Raw genomic sequence first — 20,906 nt, forward strand, 5'->3', positions numbered from 1 at the left:
TCGCCTATCTACGTAGTGCCTGCTCATTTGTTCCTGACTTCTGTTAGGTTATCTTTTTACGTTTATTCCCGACAAAGTTTCTCAGTTGTAGGGCAGATTTCTGGTCTATCTTGTCGAGTTTATGACTCGCTGTTCGTTGTCGCATTTATACTTCATCTATAACATTTTAATCTTTTTCCTAACAATGAAAAACGTACTTGTCATTGGTATGGGCAAGGTAGGTTCATTGGTTGGTACATTACTCGCAAAACGCTTTGCCGTTACGGGTATTGACCTACGCCAACCTTCTACCAAATTGCCCTTTGATGTCTTACTCGGAGATGTAAACGACATCAGTTTTTTAGAATCCACCCTCAAAGATTTTGATGCGGTTGTATCGGCCATGCCCTACAACCTTAACTTGCCAATTGCCCAAACGGCTCATAAACTCGGCATTCATTATTTCGATTTGACCGAAGATGTACCCACAACTTCGGCCATCAGAGAAATGGCCAAAACTTCTACGGCAGTCATGGCTCCACAGTGTGGACTCGCTCCAGGTCTAATCGGAATCGTAGGAGCGGATTTAGCCAAACGCTTCACCAAACTGCGTGATATTGAGCTTCGAGTGGGTGCTTTGCCTCGTTTTCCGAATGGTTTGATGGGTTATTCGTTTACATGGTCGCCTGCGGGTGTGATAAACGAATACATCAATGACGCCGAAGTGATTCATAATGGCGAAGTAAAAATGGTAACTTCTCTCGATGGTATTGAGCATATCCAAATCGAAGGACAAGAATTTGAGGCATTCAGCACTTCTGGTGGACTTGGTACAATGTGCGAAACCTTTGCAGGGAAAGTTGATACACTCAATTATAAAACAATTCGCTACCCAGGCCACGCAAAATTGATGAAGTTCTTACTTTATGAGCTAATTTTGAAAGATAAACGACAATTGTTAGAGCAAATCCTGACCGAAGCAAAACCACCTGTGCAAGAAGATGTGGTTTATGTTTATGCGGTTGTTGAGGGTTGGAAAGGCACTGAACTGGCTCGTGAAGAATTTTACAGAGCCTACAAACCAATCGAAATTGATGGTAAACATTGGCGAGCAATTTCGTGGACAACAGCCGCTTCGGTAGCTGCGGTCGTAGAAATGGTAGCCGATGGAAAATTACCACAACAAGGATTTTTGAAACAAGAAGATATAGATTTCGGTTCTTATCTTGAAACCCAAAACGGTTCGTTTTTTAAAGATTGAAGTAGTCCACGGTCAACAGACTACGGTCAACAGTTTTTCTTTTGCATTACAACTGGTATATAAAATAATGAAAAACAGTAAAATAGAAACCTTAGAATACGTACTCAACGGACTGATGCGAAGATACAGCGAGCGAGTACCCGATGTAAATAAAGTAGCCGATGCCATGATTGCCGAAGGAATTATTTCGGAGCGGAATGAGATTGAAAACGACCACGTAGCTTTTCGTACAATGGGCGTTCCGCAGTTAGGAATTCAATCTTTCGAGAAAATCTTCTTGCATTTCGGTTACGAAAAACGTGATTTTTTCAATTTTGAAGGCAAAAAACTCAATGCTTATTGGTTTTCGCCACCCCAACCTCATTTCCCAAGAATTTTTGTGAGCGAACTTCGAGTAGATGATTTATCAGAAAATGCCCAAAGAATCATCAGAAGTTATACCGACGAGGTAAAATCTGACCCAGCCGATAGTTTGGATTTAAATGATGGCGTGGTCGTTGATGAATTTCTGCATCAACCATTGTGGCGAACACCCACTTGGGAAGATTACGAAGCTCTCCAACAAGAAAGCGAGTATGCCGCTTGGGTAATTTATAACCGATATTACCTCAATCATTATACCATTAGTGTGCATAATCTGAAAGAAGGCTACGGCACAATTCAAGAATTTAATGCCTTTTTAGAGCGAATTGGAGTAAAACTCAATGATGCGGGTGGAAAAATAAAAATCAGTCCAGATGGGGGTTTATTGCAAAGTTCGACGGTAGCAGAAATGATTGATGCGGAATTTGCCGATGGAAGTACGCACGCAATTTCGGGAAGTTATGTAGAATTTGCCGAAAGAAAAGTGTTGCCACAATTTGCGGGAATACCTATTGATAAAATCGAAAGGGTTCATCGCCGAGATGGCTTTGAAACTGGCAATGCCGATAAGATTTTTGAAAGTACATTTACGAGCCAAACTATGAAGGCTGAGATGTAAGTTTTTTTCTTCGTTGCCTGAGCGTAGTCGAAGGCAACGAAGAAAAAACAATGAAATATATCACAAATTTGCCATCAACCAAGCCTTGAAATCAGAAAACTCCGTTGACATTGGTGTTGCTTGTTTTTCTAAACTCAATAAATCTGAAAGGCGTGTTGGAATATCTTGTTTTCCAACTACTTCTTCTACCACATCCAAAAATTTAGCATAATGTGCCGTTGAGAAAAATACACCACTAACTGGCTCTGAAAGTGTATTTGTATAAGCCTTTAAACCCAAATACGCAACGGCCGTATGCGGACACATTACATAGCCCGTGCGGTCGAATACGTCCTTCATGGCCACTTTGGTAGCTTCATCATCGTAGAAGTAACCAACTACCAATCTACGCATTGTGTCTAAATCATTATCCAACAAGGCTTTCATGCGTGGAAAATTACTCGGATTTCCAACATCCATTGCATTAGAAATCGTTGATAATGAAGGGCTTATTGGCTCGTAAACGCCACTTTCTAAATACGCTGGTACAACTTTATTAACGTTGGTAGCAGCTATAAATTTATGCACTGGTAAGCCCAATTTCCAAGCGATGATTCCTGCACTCAGATTACCAAAGTTTCCACTCGGAACCGACATTACGACTGGTAAATCAACTCCCGATTTCTTTAGTTGAGCATACGCATTTACATAATAAAATGCTTGTGGAATCAGACGAGCAATATTGATTGAGTTGGCCGAAGCTAAATCAAACTTATCAGTCAATTCTTTATCCAAAAAAGCTAATTTCACGAGTTTTTGGCAATCATCAAAAGTGCCGTTTACCTCTAAAGCTCTTACGTTTTCGCCGAGAGTTGTGAGTTGTTTTTCTTGAATATCGCTTACTTTTCCGCTTGGGTAAAGAATCGTGACATCAATATTTGGTGTTTTATAGAAGCCTTGAGCCACAGCTCCACCTGTATCGCCCGAAGTTGCTACCAAAATATGGATTTGCTTCTGAGATTTTTGCAGAAAATACGACATCAAAGCAGCCATAAATCTTGCCCCAAAATCTTTAAATGCCATCGAAGGGCCATGAAAAAGCTCTAAGCAGTAAATATTTGCCTCAACCTCCACAATCGGTGCAGTAAAATCTATCGCATTATTGATTAATTGACGTAAATCTTCGGTCGGAACATCTTCACCGATTAGGGCATTGGCTATTTCAAAAGCAATTTCTTGCAAGCTAAGATTCTGAACATTTTCCCAGAAAGTCGGAGGCAATGGTCTAAACTCAGTTGGCATATAAAGTCCGTTATCGGGTGGTAGCCCACGAAAAACCGCTTCGGCTAAATCAACATCAGAACTTTGGTGGTTTGTGCTGTATAATTTCATAAATAATTGATTATCAAAGAGATGCTTTATCAAGTTTCAGACCAAATTCAGTCAGATGGTCAAAATCATTGTCAGTAGTTTGTAGAGGAATATCAAAAAAGTAGGCTGTTGCAGCAATCCATAGGTCATTCTTTCCCATGTTTCGAGAAGAAATTGTAAGTTTTTTCTCGGGATGCAAACCTTGGCTAAAAGCGTCTATTTCGGCGTATATATCTGATATTTTTTCATCAATATCAAGTACTTGCAGTGTTTGCAAATATTTATTTAGTCTTAATCGTTTTTCTGCTCCCCACTTACTTTTAATCGAAAATGCTTTTAATTCTCCAACGGTTATAATTGAAATAAATCTTTCTGGCGGACAAGAAACATCTTTTCTAATATAACCAATAATTACATTTGTATCTAACAAAACCATGTCATCAATCTAAATATTTCATCATATCGTCCCATTCTTCTTCAGTAAAATGGATATGTGGCGGAGCAATCGGCTTATCATATCCGATTAATTTACTAAAAGCCGCTAACCCTCCTGCTTTCATTATATCATCCGGGCTATAAAGATTTAGCTTGGAGTCTTTGCTTCTTGGAATAAATGGTTTCTTCGATTTTCTTCTTACAACTTCAGACATTTTTCACCTCCTTTTCTACAAAGATATAAAAAAACCTGTAAGGTCTTCAAGATGCCTTACAGGTTTAAGGAAATAATATTTTATCCTAACATCTTCACGAAATCATCGAATAGATAGCGAGAATCGTGTGGGCCAGGTGAAGCTTCTGGGTGATATTGTACCGAAAACGCTGGTTTATCTTTTCTACGGATACCTTCGATAGTATTATCATTCAAGTTTACGTGTGTAAGTTCGATATTTTCAATGCTCGAAACTTGGTCAGGCTTTACGGCAAAACCATGGTTTTGTGAAGTAATTTCACAAAGGCCAGTACGTAGATTTTTCACAGGGTGATTCAATCCACGGTGACCGTTCTTCATTTTATATGTTCCGATTCCGCTCGACAAAGCTAATAACTGATGACCAAGACAAATACCGAAGACAGGCTTATTCGTTTCGATTACCTGTTTGATGGTTTCAACTGCGTAAGGCATTGCCGATGGGTCGCCAGGGCCATTTGATAGAAAATAACCGTCTGGATTAAATGCTGCTATTTCTTCAAAACTTGTTTTGGCATTGAAAACTTTGCAGTAACAATCTCTTTCTACGAAGTTATTCAAGATGCTTTTCTTAACTCCAAAATCTAATACAGCTACTCTGTATTTTGCATCTTCACTTCCCAAATAATAAGCCTCTTTCGTACTTACAACCGAAGAAAGCTCAAGGCCATCCATCGAAGGCACTTTCTTTAGTTCAAGTGCTAAAACTTCTGGGTCGAGAATTTCGGAAGAGATAATACAGTTCATCACGCCCGCATCACGGATGTGGCGTACGATTTGGCGAGTGTCAACATCACAAATACCTACGATATTGGCACGCTCGAAATACTCTTGTAATGAAAAATCAGCGGTCGAACGAGAATAATAGTGGTTTGCATAAGCATTGCAGACCATTCCACTAATTTTTACACTCGATGATTCTTCTTCATCATCTAACACAACGCCATAGTTGCCGATATGTGAAGTAGTATTTACGATTACCTGACCGTAGTACGAAGGGTCTGTGTAAATTTCTTGGTAGCCAGTCATACCTGTATTAAAACAGATTTCGCCAGCCGAAGTACCAATTTTGCCGAGTGCTTTTCCTTTGAAAAAAGTGCCATCTTCAAGGAGCAGAAGGGCATCAGAAGGTTTGTGATTCATCGAAGAATTATAAAAGAGTTCCGAAAAAACTTATGGTTATCGGAAAACAAAGGTAGTAAAAAAATATTAACTACTCCCTTATTTCTTGATTAAATACAACTATTGCACAAAAAAACAACAATCATCAATCTTTCTTAGTATTATTTCGGAAGAACTGGTCACGGGTTACGTTGTCACGAGGGGCAGCTGCTGCTCCTGCTTTCCATGATTGGTCTTTCCATGCACCACCTCTGACAGCTTTCACGAAATTAGCCCACGCAAACGGATTTAGTAAAGGATTGGTTGTTACTTGGCCTCTATTTTCCATTTGTTTGATGAACTGATTTTGACTATATCTATAATTGGCATCGGCAGTCATACCATGTACTGAAGCCATTTTTGCTATATTTTCTGGGCTATAGGTTTCGGCCAAAATTTTACGTTCTCGGTCGTCAGGTAGTTTCATATCGACCAATGCTTGCTTAAATTCTTCTTCGGTACTAAAAGGATAAACTTTAACTTCTTTTAACATTTTCGAGTCGGTCTGAAGTTCAACAAAAACCGAATAATCAACGTCTGTTTTCTTTGGTATGATATGAAACTGCTTCTTGAAACCTAAATAACTAAACACAACTGTATCTCCTGGAAAAACACCCAATACAAAATACCCTTTACTGTTTGAGAGCGTACCACGGCCTGCTCTCGGAATCGTAATGTAAGCTCCCGGAAGTGGCTCTTTGGTTTGGCTATCAATAACTAAACCCGAAAATGTAATGTACTTTACTTCTCCTTGAGAAAAAGCTAAGTCGCTCATTATCAAGGCCATAAATATCAACAGAAGTGTAATTGTATTTCTCATTGTGAGTGATTCAACCGAAAATTTTCAGAAATGTAACAATAAAAGGCATTGAAAGCAATAGTCCGTCGAATCTGTCCATAAACCCACCATGCCCTGGAATGGTATTCCCTGAATCTTTGATGGCTATACTGCGTTTGAAGAGCGATTCAACGAGGTCGCCGAGTGTGCCTGTGATAAAAATAATGATAGCTACGCCGTACCATTGCCAACTTAACAAGCTATCGAAATACTTTGTTAGAATAAACGCTACAATCAATGAAGTTATTGCCCCACCAAAGAAGCCTTCCCATGTTTTTTTGGGTGAAACTCGCTCAAAAAGTTTTCTTTTTCCAAGAAATCTTCCTGCAAAATAAGCCCCAGTATCGTTGGCCCAAAGGATAAACAAACAACCCAAAATTAGCTGCGGAGCATAACCACGGTTATCGGTCAATACCATTTCGTTGATTAGTGCAAACGGAACTGCCACATAGATAATACCCAAGAATGTGTAACCCAAATTGGCAAAGGGTTTGGTGTCTTTCTTGCGGTAAAGTTTAATAAAAAATGTAGTTGTAAGTAACGGAACTATTAGATAATAAAACTTGAATGGCAGAAGCTCTTTCTCAATAAAAAATGTGAGTGCGTTAAGCACAACACCACAAAAAATACCATAGACACTTAATGGATGATTTTCGTCGAGTTTAAGTAATTTGTAGAATTCTCTTTGGGTAAGAATACTGATGGCCAGAAATAAAATCCAGAAAGTCCACTCATTATAAAGTACACCTGCTAAAATAATAGAAACACCTACTACGGCCGCAATTGCTCTTTGAGCAAGATTAGGAAGTTGATTGAGCTTCGAGGTCATTTTGGTTGAATATGTCGATTACTACTTTTGCTATTGATTCTTGTTCGTCGGGTACTTGTATTTCGTAGTAGCCGATGAGATAATTACTATCTTGCTTGTTGAGTACAACGCCCATTATTTCGTGGGTTAGTAGCTCATTTTTTAATAATTCGGCCTTGAACACATTTTTGGTTTCAAAAACTTTTACCCAGTTTGCCATTTTGTTTGGTTGTGAATTTGTCTCAAATATAGGGGTAAAATATTGAAAAGTAATATCTGCCAGGGAATGTCATTTGCTTGTTTTCTTTTTTTGTATTGCAAAAAGCTATAAATTGCTCTGAAAAATCAGACTTTACTCTTTTCATGCAGATAATTTTAGTTGATGACCACCAACTTTTTGGCCAATCACTGTCTTCGTTGTTGATGCAAATGAAGGAAGTTGCCAGCATCAATGTTTTTCAGCGTGGAAATGAAGTTTTGAATTTCTTAGAAACAAACTCGGCCGATGTGGTTATTTCTGACCTACAAATGCCCGAAATGAATGGCATCCAGCTCACAGCCAAAATACACGAAAAATTCCCCAATATAAAGGTACTAATTCTGACGATTGACGACGAACCTCCTAAAATTAGACAAGCTATTTCGGCGGGAGCATCGGGTTATTTATTGAAAGATACTGATAAAACCGAACTCGAAGAAGCTATCAAAAAACTGCATCAAGGGCTACCTTATTATAGTGAAAAGGTTCTGAAAATAATCACAACTGGCGAAAAAGATAAATCTTTGATTGACAAAGAATTAGCTCAGTTATCAGCCCGAGAAATTGATGTTTTAAAATTAATTGCCCAAGAATATTCGACTAATGAAATTGCTGATTTACTCTTTGTGAGTGTCAATACCGTGGAGAGTCATCGCAAGAGTTTAATGAAAAAACTGGATGTTAAAAATGTGGTGGGGCTCATCAAATTTGCGATGAGGCATAAACTGGTTGAGTAATAGGTACGCTTATGTGCGTACGTGTCCCCTCTCCTATTTCTGACTCAATATTTAATATGCCATTCATGGCTTCTACTCGTTCTTCAACGCTCGTTAGTCCTTTGCCCTTCATATAATTTTGTAAGCCTTTGCCATTATCTCGCACAAAAAGCTCTAATGATTCATCTTTTTTGCGAAACGTCATGGCAGCATCAGTCGCCTCTGAGTGTTTCAAGATATTATTGATAAGTTCGAGACAAATCGAATATAAGTGAAAGGCCGCTTTACGGTCGAGGTAATTTTCTTTTAAACCTTTAGTATTGAGCGTAAATTCGATAGGAGTAGAAAAATTAAGTCGCTCAACCATTTTTTCGAGTGCTACTTCAAGTCCATATTTTTCGAGTTCTTCAGGTAATAAATTATGCGAAATCAGACGTACTTCTCGGCAGGCATTTTCTACCATCTCCTGTATTTGGGCATATACTTTTTGGTCGTGGTTAGGTAGTTTCTCGCTATTAAGTGTCAATAAACTTACTCTTACAGCCGAAAGCAACGAGCCAACGTTATCGTGTAGTTCGCTGGCTACTCGCTTACGTTCGATGGTTTGCCCCTTCAGCAACGCTTCTTGAATCTCATGATTTTTAGCCAATAATTCTTTATTTTTTTTGCGTAAAATAAAGCTATAAATGATTGCCGAAATACCCAGTAAAGAAATCAACCCAACAATTATCAAAAGTGATTTCTGTTGTTGATTTTCGAGCTTCAGTTTATTCGATAAATCATTGACCTTTATTTGTTTAGAAAGCCTTTCTTGTTCGTTTTTTTGTTTATCAGTTTCTATTTTCAAAGCCTGTTCGGTAGCCAAAGCGTGTTCTTTTTCAAGTTTTCGACTAATGGCTTCTAAAGCAAAATCTTGAGCAAGTTTTTCACTTTTCAGCTTCGTTATTTCATATTGCTTTTGTAGAAAATCTGTCGTTTTCTGCTGAATCAGCTTTTCGTTTTCATAACGAATTTGCATTTTTTCGAGGTCATATCGCTTCTGAATTTCCACCAGCTCATTGAGTTTCTGATTCTTTTGAATACTATCTCTCAAAGCGATAGCTTCTTTATAAAACATCAAGGCTTTCTGTGGATTATTTTGCATCAAGCCAATGTCTGATAAATCTATCAAAGCCTGCAATTTTACGGCATTATTTTTCGATTCGTTGGCGTTTGAAAGCGTTAATTTAGCGTATTTTTCGGCATTAGTCGGGTCTTTTTTTAGTTTGAAAAGCGAGACATAACTTGAGTATAATGATGCTTTTCCCTGCCAATAACCTTTATTAGAAAAAAGTTTATCGGCTTCATCTAAATACTTTTGGGCTTCATCGGCATTCTGCTCGACATCCAAATAATAATCGCCCATTACCGACTGAGCAAATGCAATCTGAACATCATTTTTTGAGAGTTCGCAATACTTCAAAACATTCAAAAACATCGACTTTGCCACTCGTTTTTGTCCAAGAAGCTGAGCAGATATGCCCGAAATCCGATATGCTTCCGCAATTTGAAGTTGAAGGTCAGTCGAAAGATTGGGTTTTGCCGCCAGATAGTCAATGGCTTTTCGGAGGAACTCAATCGTCTTTTCGTATTCTTTGATATTATAATAAATCTGTCCAAAACGCAGATTTATTTTCCAAATATCGTCACAGACGGTATTTCCTTCTTCGCATTTTCTGAGGGTACTTAAGTTGGCTTCTAAAGCTTTAGTATAAAGGCTCTTTTTGATATAAAAATTAGAGAACAAGAATAAGGCTCGAAGCTGATAAACATTGTTTTTGAGGCTTAGTGCTTTATCGTAAAGTTTTTGGGTAAAATAAAGACCAGTATCTGCCGAAACCCGAGTCAATAACGAGTAGTTTTTGCAGATTTTGTTTAAATAAAATAATTCCAAAGTATCATTCACAAACGAAGGCTTGGCTTTAGCCAACTCTGTAAGGCGTTGTTTCGACTCCACAATTTCGGACAAATTCGATACTTGAGCTTGCACGAAATATGGGGTTAGACAAAACAATGTTAGGATATATAGATACTTCTTCATTGGCCGTGATTTTATCCTAAAATTATCTTTTTTTTTCTCTAAAAAGCAAAAAAATACAAAAAATCACGGTTTTCCGTGATACGATTCACGGAAAACCGTAATTGACAGATGCCGTTTAATCAATGACCTTTGTTGAAATCTTTTCTCAATCTTTATTGCCATGAAAAAACTTCTATTGGTTCTGAGCCTATTCAACTTTCATTGTTTAGGACAATCAATCCTGCTTAAACCAAATGATGATGGCATTATTTCAAAAAATGTAGCTCTTTGCTCTACTTGTGCCACTTTCGGAAACACTGTACCAGTAAGTGGTGGTGGTACAAGATTAATGTGGTTGCCTAAACTAAGTGCGTTTAGAGCAGGAACAGTTGAAAATAATACAAATTATTGGGATACAGGTTTAGTTGGTAATTGGTCATTTGCAGGCGGTTATAATACAGTAGCTAAAGGAAATTGGTCAACAGCCTTTGGTTTACAGACAAGAGTACTCGCAAACTTAGGAACTGCATTTGGATGGCAAGTCGAGGCAAATGATTTTACAATGTTTGCGTGTGGTTCGTTCAATGTAATACCAATTGGAAGTACTGACATATTCAATCCAAATGAACAACTTTTTGCAGTCGGCAACGGCACAAGTGAAGCTAATAGAAAGAATGCTTTTACGATTTTGAAAAATGGCAATACAGGTATAGGTATTGCCGACCCTATTTCAAGTTTAGATATTCAAGGAAGTAACCTTGGTTTTCGGTCTCACTTTAATTACAAAGGTGATAGCTCAGAAGATACTTATATCAGAGGAGGTAAAGTTGGCTCGCAAGTATTAATAAATGATGTAGCGGGTCTCGGGAGCGTTGGTATTGGCCTAAATAATCCAAACGAAATATTAGACATCAATGGCCGAGCTCGAATCAGACATAATGGAAGTACTTCAGGCATTTGGATGAGCAACTCAACTAATAGTTTGAGCAGTGCAGACGGAGCTTTTTATGGCATGAAAACCGATACCGAAACAGGTTTTTACATTGGAAATGGTTGGCGTTTTTGGATAAATAGTGCAGGAAATGGCTATCTTAATGGTAACTTAATTCAGACCTCTGACAAGCGGTTAAAAAAGAATTTCTTACCCATAAAAAACTCTTTATCAAGCATTTACAAACTAAACGGTTATCAATTTAATTGGACAGAAGAAGCCCGTAGCAGAGATTTACAGACGGGCTTGATTGCTCAAGAAGTACAAAAGATTTTCCCTGAGTTGGTGCAAACTGACGAAAAGGGGTTTCTATCAGTAAATTATATTGGTCTTGTACCGCATTTAATTGAATCTATAAAGGAATTGAGAGATGAGAACAATTCACTCAAAACCAAAAACCAAACCTTAGAGTCTCGCCTTGATAAAATCGAAGCAATACTTTCAATTATTCAACCAAATACTGAAAAATCAAATTCTAAAAAATAGTATTGCCATGAAAAAAACATTATTTATCTCGCTTTTTATTAGTTTCAAAATCTTTGGGCAAGCGGTTACGATTGTACCATCAAGTGTTAATAATACTGAATTCTTGAAAATAAAAAAAAATGGTGTTGGCTTAGACCATCGAGCGACAGATGGAGTAATAGGTGTTGGGACATACTCTGGAGGATATATCCAAACCCATACCCCACACAGCCTATTGTTTACTACAAATAATGGTGGACCTTATATGACCTTGAGTTACTCTACAACGCCAACTCTGAATGGCAACTTGGGTATTGGTATTTTAGCTCCTCAAGAAAAACTACATGTGTTTGGTAATATTAGGGCATCAGGCTTGGCAGGAAGTGGTAATTTGAATGTACAGGCCGATGCAAACGGAACGCTAAAAACTATCAGTCCAGTGGCTTTTTCGGCTTATCTTAATTCGGCTCTTCCGATACCTCCCAATACTAATACAACAATAGGTATAAACGCCGAAAAATATGATTTGAGCAACAATTTCAATACTACTACCAATCTTTTCACGGCCCCAACCAATGGCATATATCACTTCGATGCCTTGGTTACTTGGAGTTCAGCAACCGCTACTGGAGGGTCATTTATTTTAGAGATTATTGGAAGTTCTCCGCTTTTTACATTAACCCAAACTACTTATTCAATTCCTACCACCAATTATACATTCATTTCGAGTACGGCAAGTGTTGATGTAAAACTTAATGCAGGGCAAACCGTAAAATTATCTGCTTATCAAACATCGAATGTTACTCTAACTATTCAAGGAAACTATAATGATTATTTCGGTATTTTTTCTGGTCATTTGATAACAGCACTTTAACTATAAACTTTATATCCATGAAAACTTCATTCGTAACACTCTTATTATCAGCCCTTTTGTTTGATTTTAACAATACTAATGACCAACAAGGTACTTATACAATAGATGGTAAAACTTATAATGGGAAAGTAAGTACCCAAGAATTTGTCAACAAAAATTTCTCGGTTCTGTGCGAATACAGCGACGAGTCTTCACCTGACTATAAAAAGTGGAAATATGACCTTCTGCAAGTCACCTTTCATAATAAGGCCGAAGCTTTAAAAGGGGGTGTTTTTAAAATTAGTAGCACTTCGAGCATCAATCAAGAAAGCGGCTATGTATCAATTGGTGGACATGATGGCTTCACCAATCTTTTTGGTGATGGTAGCAGCACAATTACGGTAACTAACAAAACCATTAAAATATCAAATATCAAGCTTTTTCAATATCCTGCCACCCACCTCAGCACTAATAAAAATTACCTAATCAATAGCGTAGCAATTCCTTTTGAATAAACAATAATCACCACCTCTGAAGTCTATTGAAAATACGAATCAAACTAAAACTAACATGAAAACTACCATTCCCAATCGTAAGAATTACAATCCCAATTTTTTATGGTTTAATTATGGCAAAAAAAGTATTAATCCCGATGAAGTGGTTTACTTGAAAAGTTGTGATAACTACACCCGATTTTATTTGAGTGATGGCAAAAGTTTTTTGGCATCATCAACCATGAAATCTTACGAAAAAGAGTTACTCAAACGAGGATATTTTACACGTCTTCATCGAGGAACACTCGTTAATCTAAAATATCTTACAGGTATTGAACGAACAAAAGATGGGCACGTTGCGTGCCTTTCGACTGGACAACGAATTGATGTTTCACGCAGAAAAATGAGAATTTTGGATTTACCTTAAAAAGCCTGTACTTTAGTGGCTTCAACCAAAAATTCTAAGCCATTATGCTCAACGTTGCCCTTGTCGGATTCGGACTTTCGGGGAGATACCTCCAAGCTCCGTTTTTTCTTACAAATCCAGATTTTAATCTAAAAACTATCGTTTCGGGTTCGCAAAATCCGCAAGTCATATACCCAAGCGTGGGCGTAGCTCGCAGCATAGACGAAGTTTTGGCCGATACCGAAATTGATTTAGTGAGTATTGCTTCGCCAAGTCATTTGCACTTTACACAAGCCAAACAAGCACTTTTGGCTGGCAAACACGTATTGGTCGAAAAACCCTTCACTGCCACCGTTGCCGAAGCAGAGGAACTCATTGAGTTATCGAAAAAGCAAGGAAAAGTGCTTTCTATCTTTCAAAATCGCCGATTCGACAGCGATTTTATGACGGTTAAGAAAGTAATTGAAAACAAGCTTTTGGGCGAACTCGTTGCCTTTGAAGTGCATTTCGACCGCCACAAACCCATCTTAAATCCTAAAAAATGGAAAGAAGAGGTTACACCAGCCAACGGAATCTTGTATGATTTGGGAGCCCATATCATCGACCAAACGATTGTACTCTTTGGTTCGCCAATGGCGGTTTCGGGCGAGACTTACACGCAGCGTGAAGGCTCAAGCATTGACGATGCTTTTGATATTAGACTCGACTACGGAAAACTAAAAGTAACTTTAAAATCGAGCCTTTTGGTGCGAGAAGAAGGGCCAAGATACATTATTCACGGCACAAAAGGCTCGTTTGTAAAATATGGTATTGATGTACAAGAAGACCACCTAAAAGCAGGGCTTTTTCCAAGAATGGAAGGTTTTGGTGTAGAACCTAAAGAAAAATGGGGTGTTTTGAATACTGAAATTGGCGGGCAGCACTTCAGAGGGCATATCGAAACCGAAGCTGGCAACTGGGATTTACTTTTCCAAAACTTACATGCTGCGATAGTTGAAGGGAAAGAACTCTATATCAAACCCGAACAAGTTTTAGAGCAGATTCGGGTGATTGAAATGGTGAAAGGGATTTGATAAAAATTTATCGGTTTAGGAGTATTATCTTCTCGAACTGTTTTGTGAAAAATACAAAACAGTTCGAGATAGTCTAAACAACCCTTGAAATAAATGTTTCAAAGCGATATTGATAGAAGCAATGCAGGAGAAACTACTGAATATAATACGGCAGCAAATCAAAATCTCAGAAAATGAAATTAAACTCTGCAATGAATATTTTGAGCCTGTAATTATTCCTAAAAACAAAATTATTGAAGAAGAAGGAAGAATTCCTCAATACTTGTATTTTGTTGTTTCGGGTTATATGCGATTGTTCTACTACAATGATAATGGAGATGAAATAACTACACATATCAACTGCCCACCTGGCTTCATTACTTCCTATTCCAGTTTCATCAACCAAACAAAAGCGGCGGAAAATGTAGAATGTATTACAGAATGTGAACTCCTACGTATATCAAAGAATAATTTAGACCTTATAACTTCAAGAAGTGAAGCTTTTAAGGATTTCAGTATTTGGGTTTTCCAACAATCAATAGCTTATAATGAAAATCGCTCAAAAGAGTTAGCAACTCTTACAGCAGAACAACGCTACCAAAAATTAATAGATAGCTATCCTCATATTATCCATAACGTTCCTCTTCAATACATTGCTTCTTTTTTAGGAATGAATCCAAAGAGTTTGAGCAGAATCAGAAAACAAATGATTAAGTAACATTTGCGAAGTATTTTTGAAAAATCATTAGGGAATTTTGTGTCATCATTTTAAAATCATAAAATATGACACAGAACAATTTAGCCTTAGTTACAGGTGCAAACGGACATCTTGGAAATAACCTTGTGAGACTGCTTATTGATAAAGGTATTCCAGTTCGAGCTTCAGTTCGCAATATCAAAAATAGAGAACCATTCGCTGGTTTAGATTGCGAAATTGTCCAATCAGACATTACCGATAAAAATTCTCTCGTAATGGCTTTGCAAGGAGTGACAACATTTTATGCAGTAGGTGCTGCTTTTAAACTTTGGGCAAAAGACCCCAAAACGGAAATTTATGATGTAAATCTTCGAGGAACTCAAAACATCATTGAAGCTGCCGCCGAAGCTGGAGTTAAACGAATAGTATATGTAAGTTCAATTGCTGCATTGAATTACGCTCAACTTCCAACCAAAGAAAGCTTTGGACAAAATCCCGACAGAAGGGATACGTACTACAATTCCAAAAATGATGGAGAAAAATTAGCATTTGAATTAGCCAAAAAGTATAGTATCGAATTGGTTGCGGTATTGCCTTCAGCGATGATTGGCAGCGAATCTTATGGTAATTTAAGTGTTTCTTACAATATCATCGACTTAATACTTAAAAAGAAAATTCCTGTTGAAACTGGCATTACACTCAACTGGATAGATGTAAAAGATGTCGCCGAAGGGTGTTACTTAGCCGCCACCAAGGGCAAAAACGGAGAACGCTATATTTTAGCGAACGAAAAATGTTTATCTATAAAGGATACTACCAAAATTGCTCAAAATCTATTTCCTGAATTAAAAATTAAGTTACCAATGGTAGTGCCTAAACCCTTACTTTTTATAATTGCTTGGTTTATGGAACTGGGAAGTAAAATATCAGGTAAAGCACCTTTGCTAAGTGTTAAAGATATTGCTATGTTTTCGGGTTTACAACAAGATTTCGATATTTCAAAGGCAAGAAATGAGTTAGGCTTCAATCCTAAAAAAGCAGATATTGCTGTTAAAGAAGCAATGATTTATTTATACAATAAGTCGTTATCTTGAATTCATGTTAGAACTTGTTAGTTTGAAAGCTAAACTAATTTTATCCATAGATGTTATCAAAGTTTTAGAGATAGAATGACTCAGAAGTTGCGAAATACCGAATAATAAATTTTTGATTATAAATAACTAATTAGGCTATATCTTTGGCGTCGATAATAATTCTGCTGTATAAATAATATCCACGTACAATGACAAAGTTTATTTTAAGTCTCACACTTATCTCACAGTTGTGTTTTGCTCAATTTACAAGTTCTAATCTACCTATCATACTCATAGAAACAAATGGTGGAACAATAGTAGATGACCCAAAAATCAGTGTAAATCTCAAAATTTTATACCATTCAGATGGTAGTACAAATTACCTATCAGATACCGATTTTCACTATGATGGTTTTGCGGGTATCGAATATCGGGGTTCTTCTTCTCAAGCCTTTCCAAAAAAATCTTACAGTATTGAATTAACCGATTCTTTAGGCGAAGATTTTGAATTTTCAGTATTTGGGTTTCCCAAAAACTCCGATTGGGTACTAATTGCCAATTATGATGATAAAACTTATCTAAAAAATGCCTATATCTATGATTTATGGTCAAAAACTGGCAATTATTCTCCTCGATTAAAACACGTTGAAGTGATTGTCAATGGAGAGTACATGGGTTTATATGTTTTCACAGAAAAGATAAAAAGAGGAACAGACAGAGTAAATATTAAAAAATTAGAAGCTGTAGATACTACCACTGCTAAGATTTCAGGCGGATATATTATTGAAGCAACTCGTGAAGCAGAAATTCTTACTTCGGATTACGCTTGGCAATCAGCTCATCAATCGTCGCCCGCATCGAATTACTATATGTTTTTTGATTGTGTATATCCGAAAGAGCCTGTTGCTCCACAGTTAAATTATATTCAAACTTATATCCGAGACTTTGAAGAGGCTTTGAAAAGTAATAACTTCAGCGACCCAACATTAGGTTTTAGAAATTACATCGATGAAAATAGTTTTGTTGAAAACTTTGTGGTTCAAGAATATAGTATTCATCTTGATGTCTTTGCTCGTAGCCAATACTTTTATAAAGATAGAGGCAAAAAAATGGTAGCCTCACCCTTATGGGATACCTCTTTGGGCTTATATGATAATTACACAACGGATTGGAGATTTTCTTGTACAACTTGTGACCCTCGTTTCTTTTGGGCCGAACGTATGATGCAAGATTGTGTTTTCAAGAATAAAGTTATTGAAAAATATAAAGATTTCCGAAAGACCTTTTTGACCTACCCTAAAGGAGTTTTCTTAATTGACAGTTTAGCTAATCTCATTCAGAGTGCGGCTATGAGAGACCGAGAAAAATGGTTTCCAACACAAAGTACGAGCTTTTTGGATGAAGTTGACAAATTGAAGAATTTCATTGCTAATCGCCTCGACTGGATGGACGCCAATATTCATAATATAACAAATGATGGAAGAATACTTGCTGGGCCATCAACGGTAAATGTCAATCAGACAGTTGGATTGGTTTCCACTTGTTCTTCAAATCTTGTAACTTGGAAATTCGATAATAGTGATGGAACTTCGGGCTATTTTACAGGTTCAGGTATTATAAATGCCTTAGTATCACAGACTGTAACTTACACCGCCATTTGCCAAGAAACTTGCCCCCAATACACTAATAGTAAAACTATTGAGGTCACTAATAATTGTAGTGAAAACTTAAACTTAACATCACACGTCATCAATCCTCCACTTCAAGAGTTTAAGACTAAATACACCATCACATCAGTTGCATCTCTTAATCCATTATCTAAGATTACATATTCATCAGGAAATGCAATTGAGTTAAATCCCGGTTTTCAAACGAACACTGGAGTAATTTTTACGGCTAAAATAGGCGGATGTCAATAATATTTGAGTCGATTCTTGTTATGCTTCACTCACAAAAAATAAAAATCCCAGCACAAAACGGCTGGGATTTTATGAATCTAACAACAAACTGTATGGGTCACATACAGGAAAATCTTTAATGCTTTTGTGCTATTGATGCGTGTTTTTGCTGATTTTGACTATGACTTATAGCCTAAAACTACCGAAGCGAAAAAATGTTTACATTCCTCAGAAGAAGTAAAGTAAATACGCTTTTTATATTTCATAATTATGTTTCTAAACGCAAATATAAAGCACAATATTATTCATGTCAAAAACATATTTTTGCATTTACATAAAAGGATTTTTTATTGGATAAATGGCAAGACCATTAGCCTTTTATCCTTCTCAATTCATCTTCTGACCCAGAGCGACGATTACGAGCTTCTTTGATTTCTTTACTACCAAAACGATAATTAAAAGTTACACGAAGCAAGCGACCTTCAAACTTAAATCTGAGATTGGTAGCAATACCTGCATATTCTGAATGATACCCTCCACGAGCAGTATTTAGCACATCACTAAATACAACTTTGAGCGTCGCATTGTCTTTTAAGAATTTTTTCTGTACGCCAGCATCCAGCATACCCATTGATGAGTTATAGTCAATGCGTCGATAAGGCGAATTATACCAACCCGAAAGTTCAAATGTCCAATTGTTTTTTAGCTTAAATGTGCTTTGACCATTTCCGTTAAAAGCTACTGTTTGGTTATTGATTATCAAGTTATTATCTAATTTTGCTCGCCATAAATTATAGTAGCCATTCAAGTTAAGGTTAAGCTCCCACCATTTTGTAACTTGTGTATTAAGGCTCAAATCCAAGTTGAAACCTTCAGAATAATCGAGATTTTCGGAAATAAAATAGGTTCTGCTGGCATCATACGGAATACGTAAACCCACAACAGGATATTTTGTACGCCAATACCCAAACGAGGTTGTTAGTTTTCCTTTATAAATATGCGTCAACTTGAAATTATTGGCATATTCGGGGCGAAGAAATGGATTCCCTTTTGAATAAACCAATTCATCAATTCGGTATTCAAACGGGTTGAGATTTTGATAGCTCGGACGATTGATTCGGCGACTATAATTGAGGTTAAACGAATGATTATCAGTGGCTTTATAAGAAATTGCCCCACTCGGAAATAGGTTCAAATACGTAGTATCTACTTTATCTAAATCATTCTGCTTGAAACTCGTCAGCTTACCCAACGACTGCGTGTTTTCTGCTCGTAAACCCGCTTGAAGATTCCATTTTTTACCCAACGATTTGTTGTAATTGACGTAAGCAGCATATACTCGCTCGGTATATCTGAATTGATTACTACGGTCAATATCTCTGATTTCTTCATTCTGAATTTTAGTAAAAAAATCAAAAGTATTATCTGAGGTCACATCCGATAGCTTTACGCCATAAGACAACTTACCCTTTTTAAAAGGCTGTTCGTAGTCAATCTTAGCCGATTTTATGATAATATCAGTGGGCGTTTTTGTTACATAATTTCGGTCAAAAGATGGTCTATCGCTATTCAAAAAAGTATATCGGTTAGGTTGATAGCTAATGCCTCGTGAGCTAAAAATACCATAATCAGCATCGAAATTTAGTTCGTGTCCAGTAGTATCGGCATAGCGATAATTGATATTAAAATTCAGGTTTTTATTCTTTTCGGGGTTCGAGGTCTGTGAATATAAAACAGAAGAATCTGGTACGGTTGCGTATCTACGACCTATCAAAGTTTCACTTTCTCCACCGCCGTTATGGTCACTTACACGACCATTCAGATTAAAACCAATGGTATTTTTTGAATTAATAAAATAATCTGCACCCGCCTTCAAGTTACTCGAAGTATCTCGCCACAAGCCTCTCCAAGTTTTGTTATACATGATATTATTCAAAATCTGGTCATCGAGTGTTCGGTTATGCCAAGCACCTTGACTATAACTATACGTACCGAAAAGATTCACCTTTTTATCTCGATGATTGAGGCTCAAAGAAGAATTATACTTTGGCGTTATACCAAACATTCCGCCCAAACTGATGTTTCCGTTTGTTCCCATCTTTCGGTTTTTCTTTAGTCGAATATTGATAATACCTAAGTCGCCTGCTGCATCGTATTTGGCCGATGGATTCGTAATGATTTCGATGGCTTCAATATCGGCCGAATTCATACTTTTTAGTGTAGAAGCCAAATCTCTCCCACTCATCGGCGACGGGCGACCATCAATATAGATTCTGACACCCGATTTTCCTTTTACCAAAATATTTTCGTCTTTATCAACTTGTACACCTGGCGATTTTCGCATCAATTCTAAAGCATTTGTGCCAGTAGAGCTAATACTACTCTCTACATTGAATATCACTCTATCTTCTTTCACCTCAATCAAAGGCTTTGAAGCTACCACTTTTACTTCTTTTAATTGTTGTGCATCGGCAGTAAGTACGAAAGGATTAAAGTCAATATCAGTATCAATTACTTCAAAAATAGGCGAAGCAAAGGCACGAAAACCTACGGCCGAAATTTTCACAAAATACTTTCCTTTGGCTACTCCATTGATTTTAAAACCACCGTTTTCATCGGCAATGTCTGCCTTAAAAAGTGTCGAATCGGTAGCGTTATGAAGCGAAATTGTAGCAAACGAAGCGGCCTCGTTTTGCTGGGTTTTAGCAGTGCCTTTTATGGCGTAGGTCTGAGCAAAGACATAGCTCGACAAGCTCGTGAGTAACACGAGTAATAGATTTTTCATAAGAAATATTGTTATAGCTTTTTCATAAAATGTTATAGGGTACAGCACACGTTCATGAACCGTGACTGCTTAAAAGTTGTGTTGTTTCGCC

The 20,906-nt window shown here is 37.2% G+C and carries 20 protein-coding genes; 11 read left to right on the forward strand and 9 right to left on the reverse strand.

Annotation, left to right across the window (positions count from 1 at the left end):
- Positions 1–184: 184 nt before the first annotated feature.
- Positions 185–1,240 (forward strand): saccharopine dehydrogenase C-terminal domain-containing protein, encoded by a 1,056-nt coding sequence (locus IEX65_RS01300; RefSeq protein WP_188763845.1) that lies wholly within the window; start codon positions 185–187, stop codon positions 1,238–1,240.
- A 67-nt stretch (positions 1,241–1,307) separates the two neighbouring features.
- Entirely contained in the window at positions 1,308–2,222 is a 915-nt protein-coding gene (locus IEX65_RS01305) for a DUF1338 domain-containing protein (protein WP_188763848.1), read from the forward strand.
- A 60-nt stretch (positions 2,223–2,282) separates the two neighbouring features.
- On the opposite strand, the gene thrC is transcribed toward IEX65_RS01305, so the two are convergent.
- The 7 genes from thrC to IEX65_RS01340 form a co-directional block, all read right to left on the reverse strand.
- On the reverse strand, positions 2,283–3,593 hold the full coding sequence (gene thrC, locus IEX65_RS01310) for a threonine synthase (RefSeq protein ID WP_188763850.1): 1,311 nt from the start codon (positions 3,591–3,593) through the stop codon (positions 2,283–2,285).
- Between the two features lie 13 nt (positions 3,594–3,606).
- Positions 3,607–4,008, reverse strand: a complete 402-nt coding sequence (locus IEX65_RS01315) for a type II toxin-antitoxin system VapC family toxin (protein ID WP_188763852.1) — start codon at positions 4,006–4,008, stop codon at positions 3,607–3,609.
- A 4-nt stretch (positions 4,009–4,012) separates the two neighbouring features.
- Positions 4,013–4,222, reverse strand: coding sequence for a hypothetical protein (locus IEX65_RS01320; protein ID WP_188763854.1), 210 nt, complete (start codon positions 4,220–4,222; stop codon positions 4,013–4,015).
- Positions 4,223–4,302: 80 nt separating this feature from the next.
- On the reverse strand, positions 4,303–5,403 hold the full coding sequence (gene carA / locus IEX65_RS01325; protein WP_188763856.1) for a glutamine-hydrolyzing carbamoyl-phosphate synthase small subunit: 1,101 nt from the start codon (positions 5,401–5,403) through the stop codon (positions 4,303–4,305).
- A gap of 124 nt (positions 5,404–5,527) precedes the next feature.
- Positions 5,528–6,241, reverse strand: coding sequence for a carboxypeptidase-like regulatory domain-containing protein (locus IEX65_RS01330; RefSeq protein WP_188763859.1), 714 nt, complete (start codon positions 6,239–6,241; stop codon positions 5,528–5,530).
- Between the two features lie 10 nt (positions 6,242–6,251).
- Positions 6,252–7,088, reverse strand: a complete 837-nt coding sequence (locus IEX65_RS01335) for a phosphatidate cytidylyltransferase (protein WP_188763861.1) — start codon at positions 7,086–7,088, stop codon at positions 6,252–6,254.
- Positions 7,060–7,287, reverse strand: a complete 228-nt coding sequence (locus IEX65_RS01340; protein ID WP_188763863.1) for a putative signal transducing protein — start codon at positions 7,285–7,287, stop codon at positions 7,060–7,062. Before IEX65_RS01340 ends, IEX65_RS01335 begins: the two co-directional genes overlap by 29 nt.
- A 143-nt stretch (positions 7,288–7,430) precedes the next feature.
- Here IEX65_RS01340 and IEX65_RS01345 point away from each other — a divergent pair, with 143 nt between their 5' ends.
- On the forward strand, positions 7,431–8,063 hold the full coding sequence (locus IEX65_RS01345; RefSeq protein ID WP_188763865.1) for a response regulator: 633 nt from the start codon (positions 7,431–7,433) through the stop codon (positions 8,061–8,063).
- Here IEX65_RS01345 and IEX65_RS01350 read toward each other — a convergent pair.
- Positions 8,029–10,122, reverse strand: coding sequence for a tetratricopeptide repeat-containing sensor histidine kinase (locus tag IEX65_RS01350; protein WP_188763867.1), 2,094 nt, complete (start codon positions 10,120–10,122; stop codon positions 8,029–8,031). The two genes, IEX65_RS01345 and IEX65_RS01350, sit on opposite strands and share 35 nt — an antisense overlap.
- 160 nt (positions 10,123–10,282) lie before the next feature.
- On the opposite strand from IEX65_RS01350, the gene IEX65_RS01355 reads away from it, so the two are divergent.
- The 8 genes from IEX65_RS01355 (at position 10,283) to IEX65_RS01390 (ending at position 18,051) form a co-directional block, all read left to right on the forward strand.
- Entirely contained in the window at positions 10,283–11,578 is a 1,296-nt protein-coding gene (locus tag IEX65_RS01355; protein WP_188763869.1) for a tail fiber domain-containing protein, read from the forward strand.
- Positions 11,579–11,585: 7 nt separating this feature from the next.
- Positions 11,586–12,431, forward strand: coding sequence for a C1q-like domain-containing protein (locus IEX65_RS01360; protein ID WP_188763871.1), 846 nt, complete (start codon positions 11,586–11,588; stop codon positions 12,429–12,431).
- Between the two features lie 17 nt (positions 12,432–12,448).
- Positions 12,449–12,925: a hypothetical protein gene (locus IEX65_RS01365; RefSeq protein WP_188763873.1), complete on the forward strand. Its 477-nt coding sequence runs from the start codon at positions 12,449–12,451 to the stop codon at positions 12,923–12,925.
- Between the two features lie 55 nt (positions 12,926–12,980).
- Complete coding sequence (locus IEX65_RS01370; RefSeq protein WP_188763875.1) at positions 12,981–13,331, forward strand: LytR/AlgR family response regulator transcription factor; 351 nt, start codon at positions 12,981–12,983, stop codon at positions 13,329–13,331.
- A 44-nt stretch (positions 13,332–13,375) separates the two neighbouring features.
- Positions 13,376–14,383, forward strand: coding sequence for a Gfo/Idh/MocA family oxidoreductase (locus IEX65_RS01375; protein ID WP_188763877.1), 1,008 nt, complete (start codon positions 13,376–13,378; stop codon positions 14,381–14,383).
- Positions 14,384–14,504: 121 nt separating this feature from the next.
- Positions 14,505–15,080, forward strand: a complete 576-nt coding sequence (locus IEX65_RS01380) for a Crp/Fnr family transcriptional regulator (protein WP_188763879.1) — start codon at positions 14,505–14,507, stop codon at positions 15,078–15,080.
- A gap of 65 nt (positions 15,081–15,145) precedes the next feature.
- Entirely contained in the window at positions 15,146–16,153 is a 1,008-nt protein-coding gene (locus IEX65_RS01385; RefSeq protein WP_188763881.1) for an NAD-dependent epimerase/dehydratase family protein, read from the forward strand.
- A gap of 188 nt (positions 16,154–16,341) precedes the next feature.
- The gene (locus IEX65_RS01390) at positions 16,342–18,051 is read left to right on the forward strand and encodes a CotH kinase family protein (RefSeq protein ID WP_188763883.1); all 1,710 of its coding nucleotides are present in this window, start codon (positions 16,342–16,344) and stop codon (positions 18,049–18,051) included.
- A gap of 349 nt (positions 18,052–18,400) precedes the next feature.
- Here IEX65_RS01390 and IEX65_RS01395 read toward each other — a convergent pair whose 3' ends face one another.
- Positions 18,401–20,815, reverse strand: coding sequence for a TonB-dependent receptor domain-containing protein (locus tag IEX65_RS01395; protein ID WP_188763886.1), 2,415 nt, complete (start codon positions 20,813–20,815; stop codon positions 18,401–18,403).
- Positions 20,816–20,906 lie beyond the last annotated feature (91 nt).

Origin of the sequence: Emticicia aquatilis, assembly GCF_014644295.1 — a bacterium.
GTDB lineage: Bacteria > Bacteroidota > Bacteroidia > Cytophagales > Spirosomataceae > Emticicia > Emticicia aquatilis.

Bases quoted from the DNA above. Each gene is read 5' to 3' on its own strand.
- IEX65_RS01320 (WP_188763854.1), bottom strand. From the start codon at position 4,222: ATGTCTGAAGTTGTAAGAAGAAAATCGAAGAAACCATTTATTCCAAGA.
- IEX65_RS01335 (WP_188763861.1), bottom strand. From the start codon at position 7,088: ATGACCTCGAAGCTCAATCAACTTCCTAATCTTGCTCAAAGAGCAATT.
- carA (WP_188763856.1), bottom strand. From the start codon at position 5,403: ATGAATCACAAACCTTCTGATGCCCTTCTGCTCCTTGAAGATGGCACT.
- IEX65_RS01385 (WP_188763881.1), top strand. From the start codon at position 15,146: ATGACACAGAACAATTTAGCCTTAGTTACAGGTGCAAACGGACATCTT.
- IEX65_RS01345 (WP_188763865.1), top strand. From the start codon at position 7,431: ATGCAGATAATTTTAGTTGATGACCACCAACTTTTTGGCCAATCACTG.
- thrC (WP_188763850.1), bottom strand. From the start codon at position 3,593: ATGAAATTATACAGCACAAACCACCAAAGTTCTGATGTTGATTTAGCC.
- IEX65_RS01375 (WP_188763877.1), top strand. From the start codon at position 13,376: ATGCTCAACGTTGCCCTTGTCGGATTCGGACTTTCGGGGAGATACCTC.
- IEX65_RS01350 (WP_188763867.1), bottom strand. From the start codon at position 10,122: ATGAAGAAGTATCTATATATCCTAACATTGTTTTGTCTAACCCCATAT.
- IEX65_RS01300 (WP_188763845.1), top strand. From the start codon at position 185: ATGAAAAACGTACTTGTCATTGGTATGGGCAAGGTAGGTTCATTGGTT.
- IEX65_RS01330 (WP_188763859.1), bottom strand. From the start codon at position 6,241: ATGAGAAATACAATTACACTTCTGTTGATATTTATGGCCTTGATAATG.
- IEX65_RS01380 (WP_188763879.1), top strand. From the start codon at position 14,505: ATGCAGGAGAAACTACTGAATATAATACGGCAGCAAATCAAAATCTCA.
- IEX65_RS01365 (WP_188763873.1), top strand. From the start codon at position 12,449: ATGAAAACTTCATTCGTAACACTCTTATTATCAGCCCTTTTGTTTGAT.
- IEX65_RS01390 (WP_188763883.1), top strand. From the start codon at position 16,342: ATGACAAAGTTTATTTTAAGTCTCACACTTATCTCACAGTTGTGTTTT.
- IEX65_RS01355 (WP_188763869.1), top strand. From the start codon at position 10,283: ATGAAAAAACTTCTATTGGTTCTGAGCCTATTCAACTTTCATTGTTTA.
- IEX65_RS01340 (WP_188763863.1), bottom strand. From the start codon at position 7,287: ATGGCAAACTGGGTAAAAGTTTTTGAAACCAAAAATGTGTTCAAGGCC.
- IEX65_RS01305 (WP_188763848.1), top strand. From the start codon at position 1,308: ATGAAAAACAGTAAAATAGAAACCTTAGAATACGTACTCAACGGACTG.
- IEX65_RS01395 (WP_188763886.1), bottom strand. From the start codon at position 20,815: ATGAAAAATCTATTACTCGTGTTACTCACGAGCTTGTCGAGCTATGTC.
- IEX65_RS01360 (WP_188763871.1), top strand. From the start codon at position 11,586: ATGAAAAAAACATTATTTATCTCGCTTTTTATTAGTTTCAAAATCTTT.
- IEX65_RS01315 (WP_188763852.1), bottom strand. From the start codon at position 4,008: ATGGTTTTGTTAGATACAAATGTAATTATTGGTTATATTAGAAAAGAT.
- IEX65_RS01370 (WP_188763875.1), top strand. From the start codon at position 12,981: ATGAAAACTACCATTCCCAATCGTAAGAATTACAATCCCAATTTTTTA.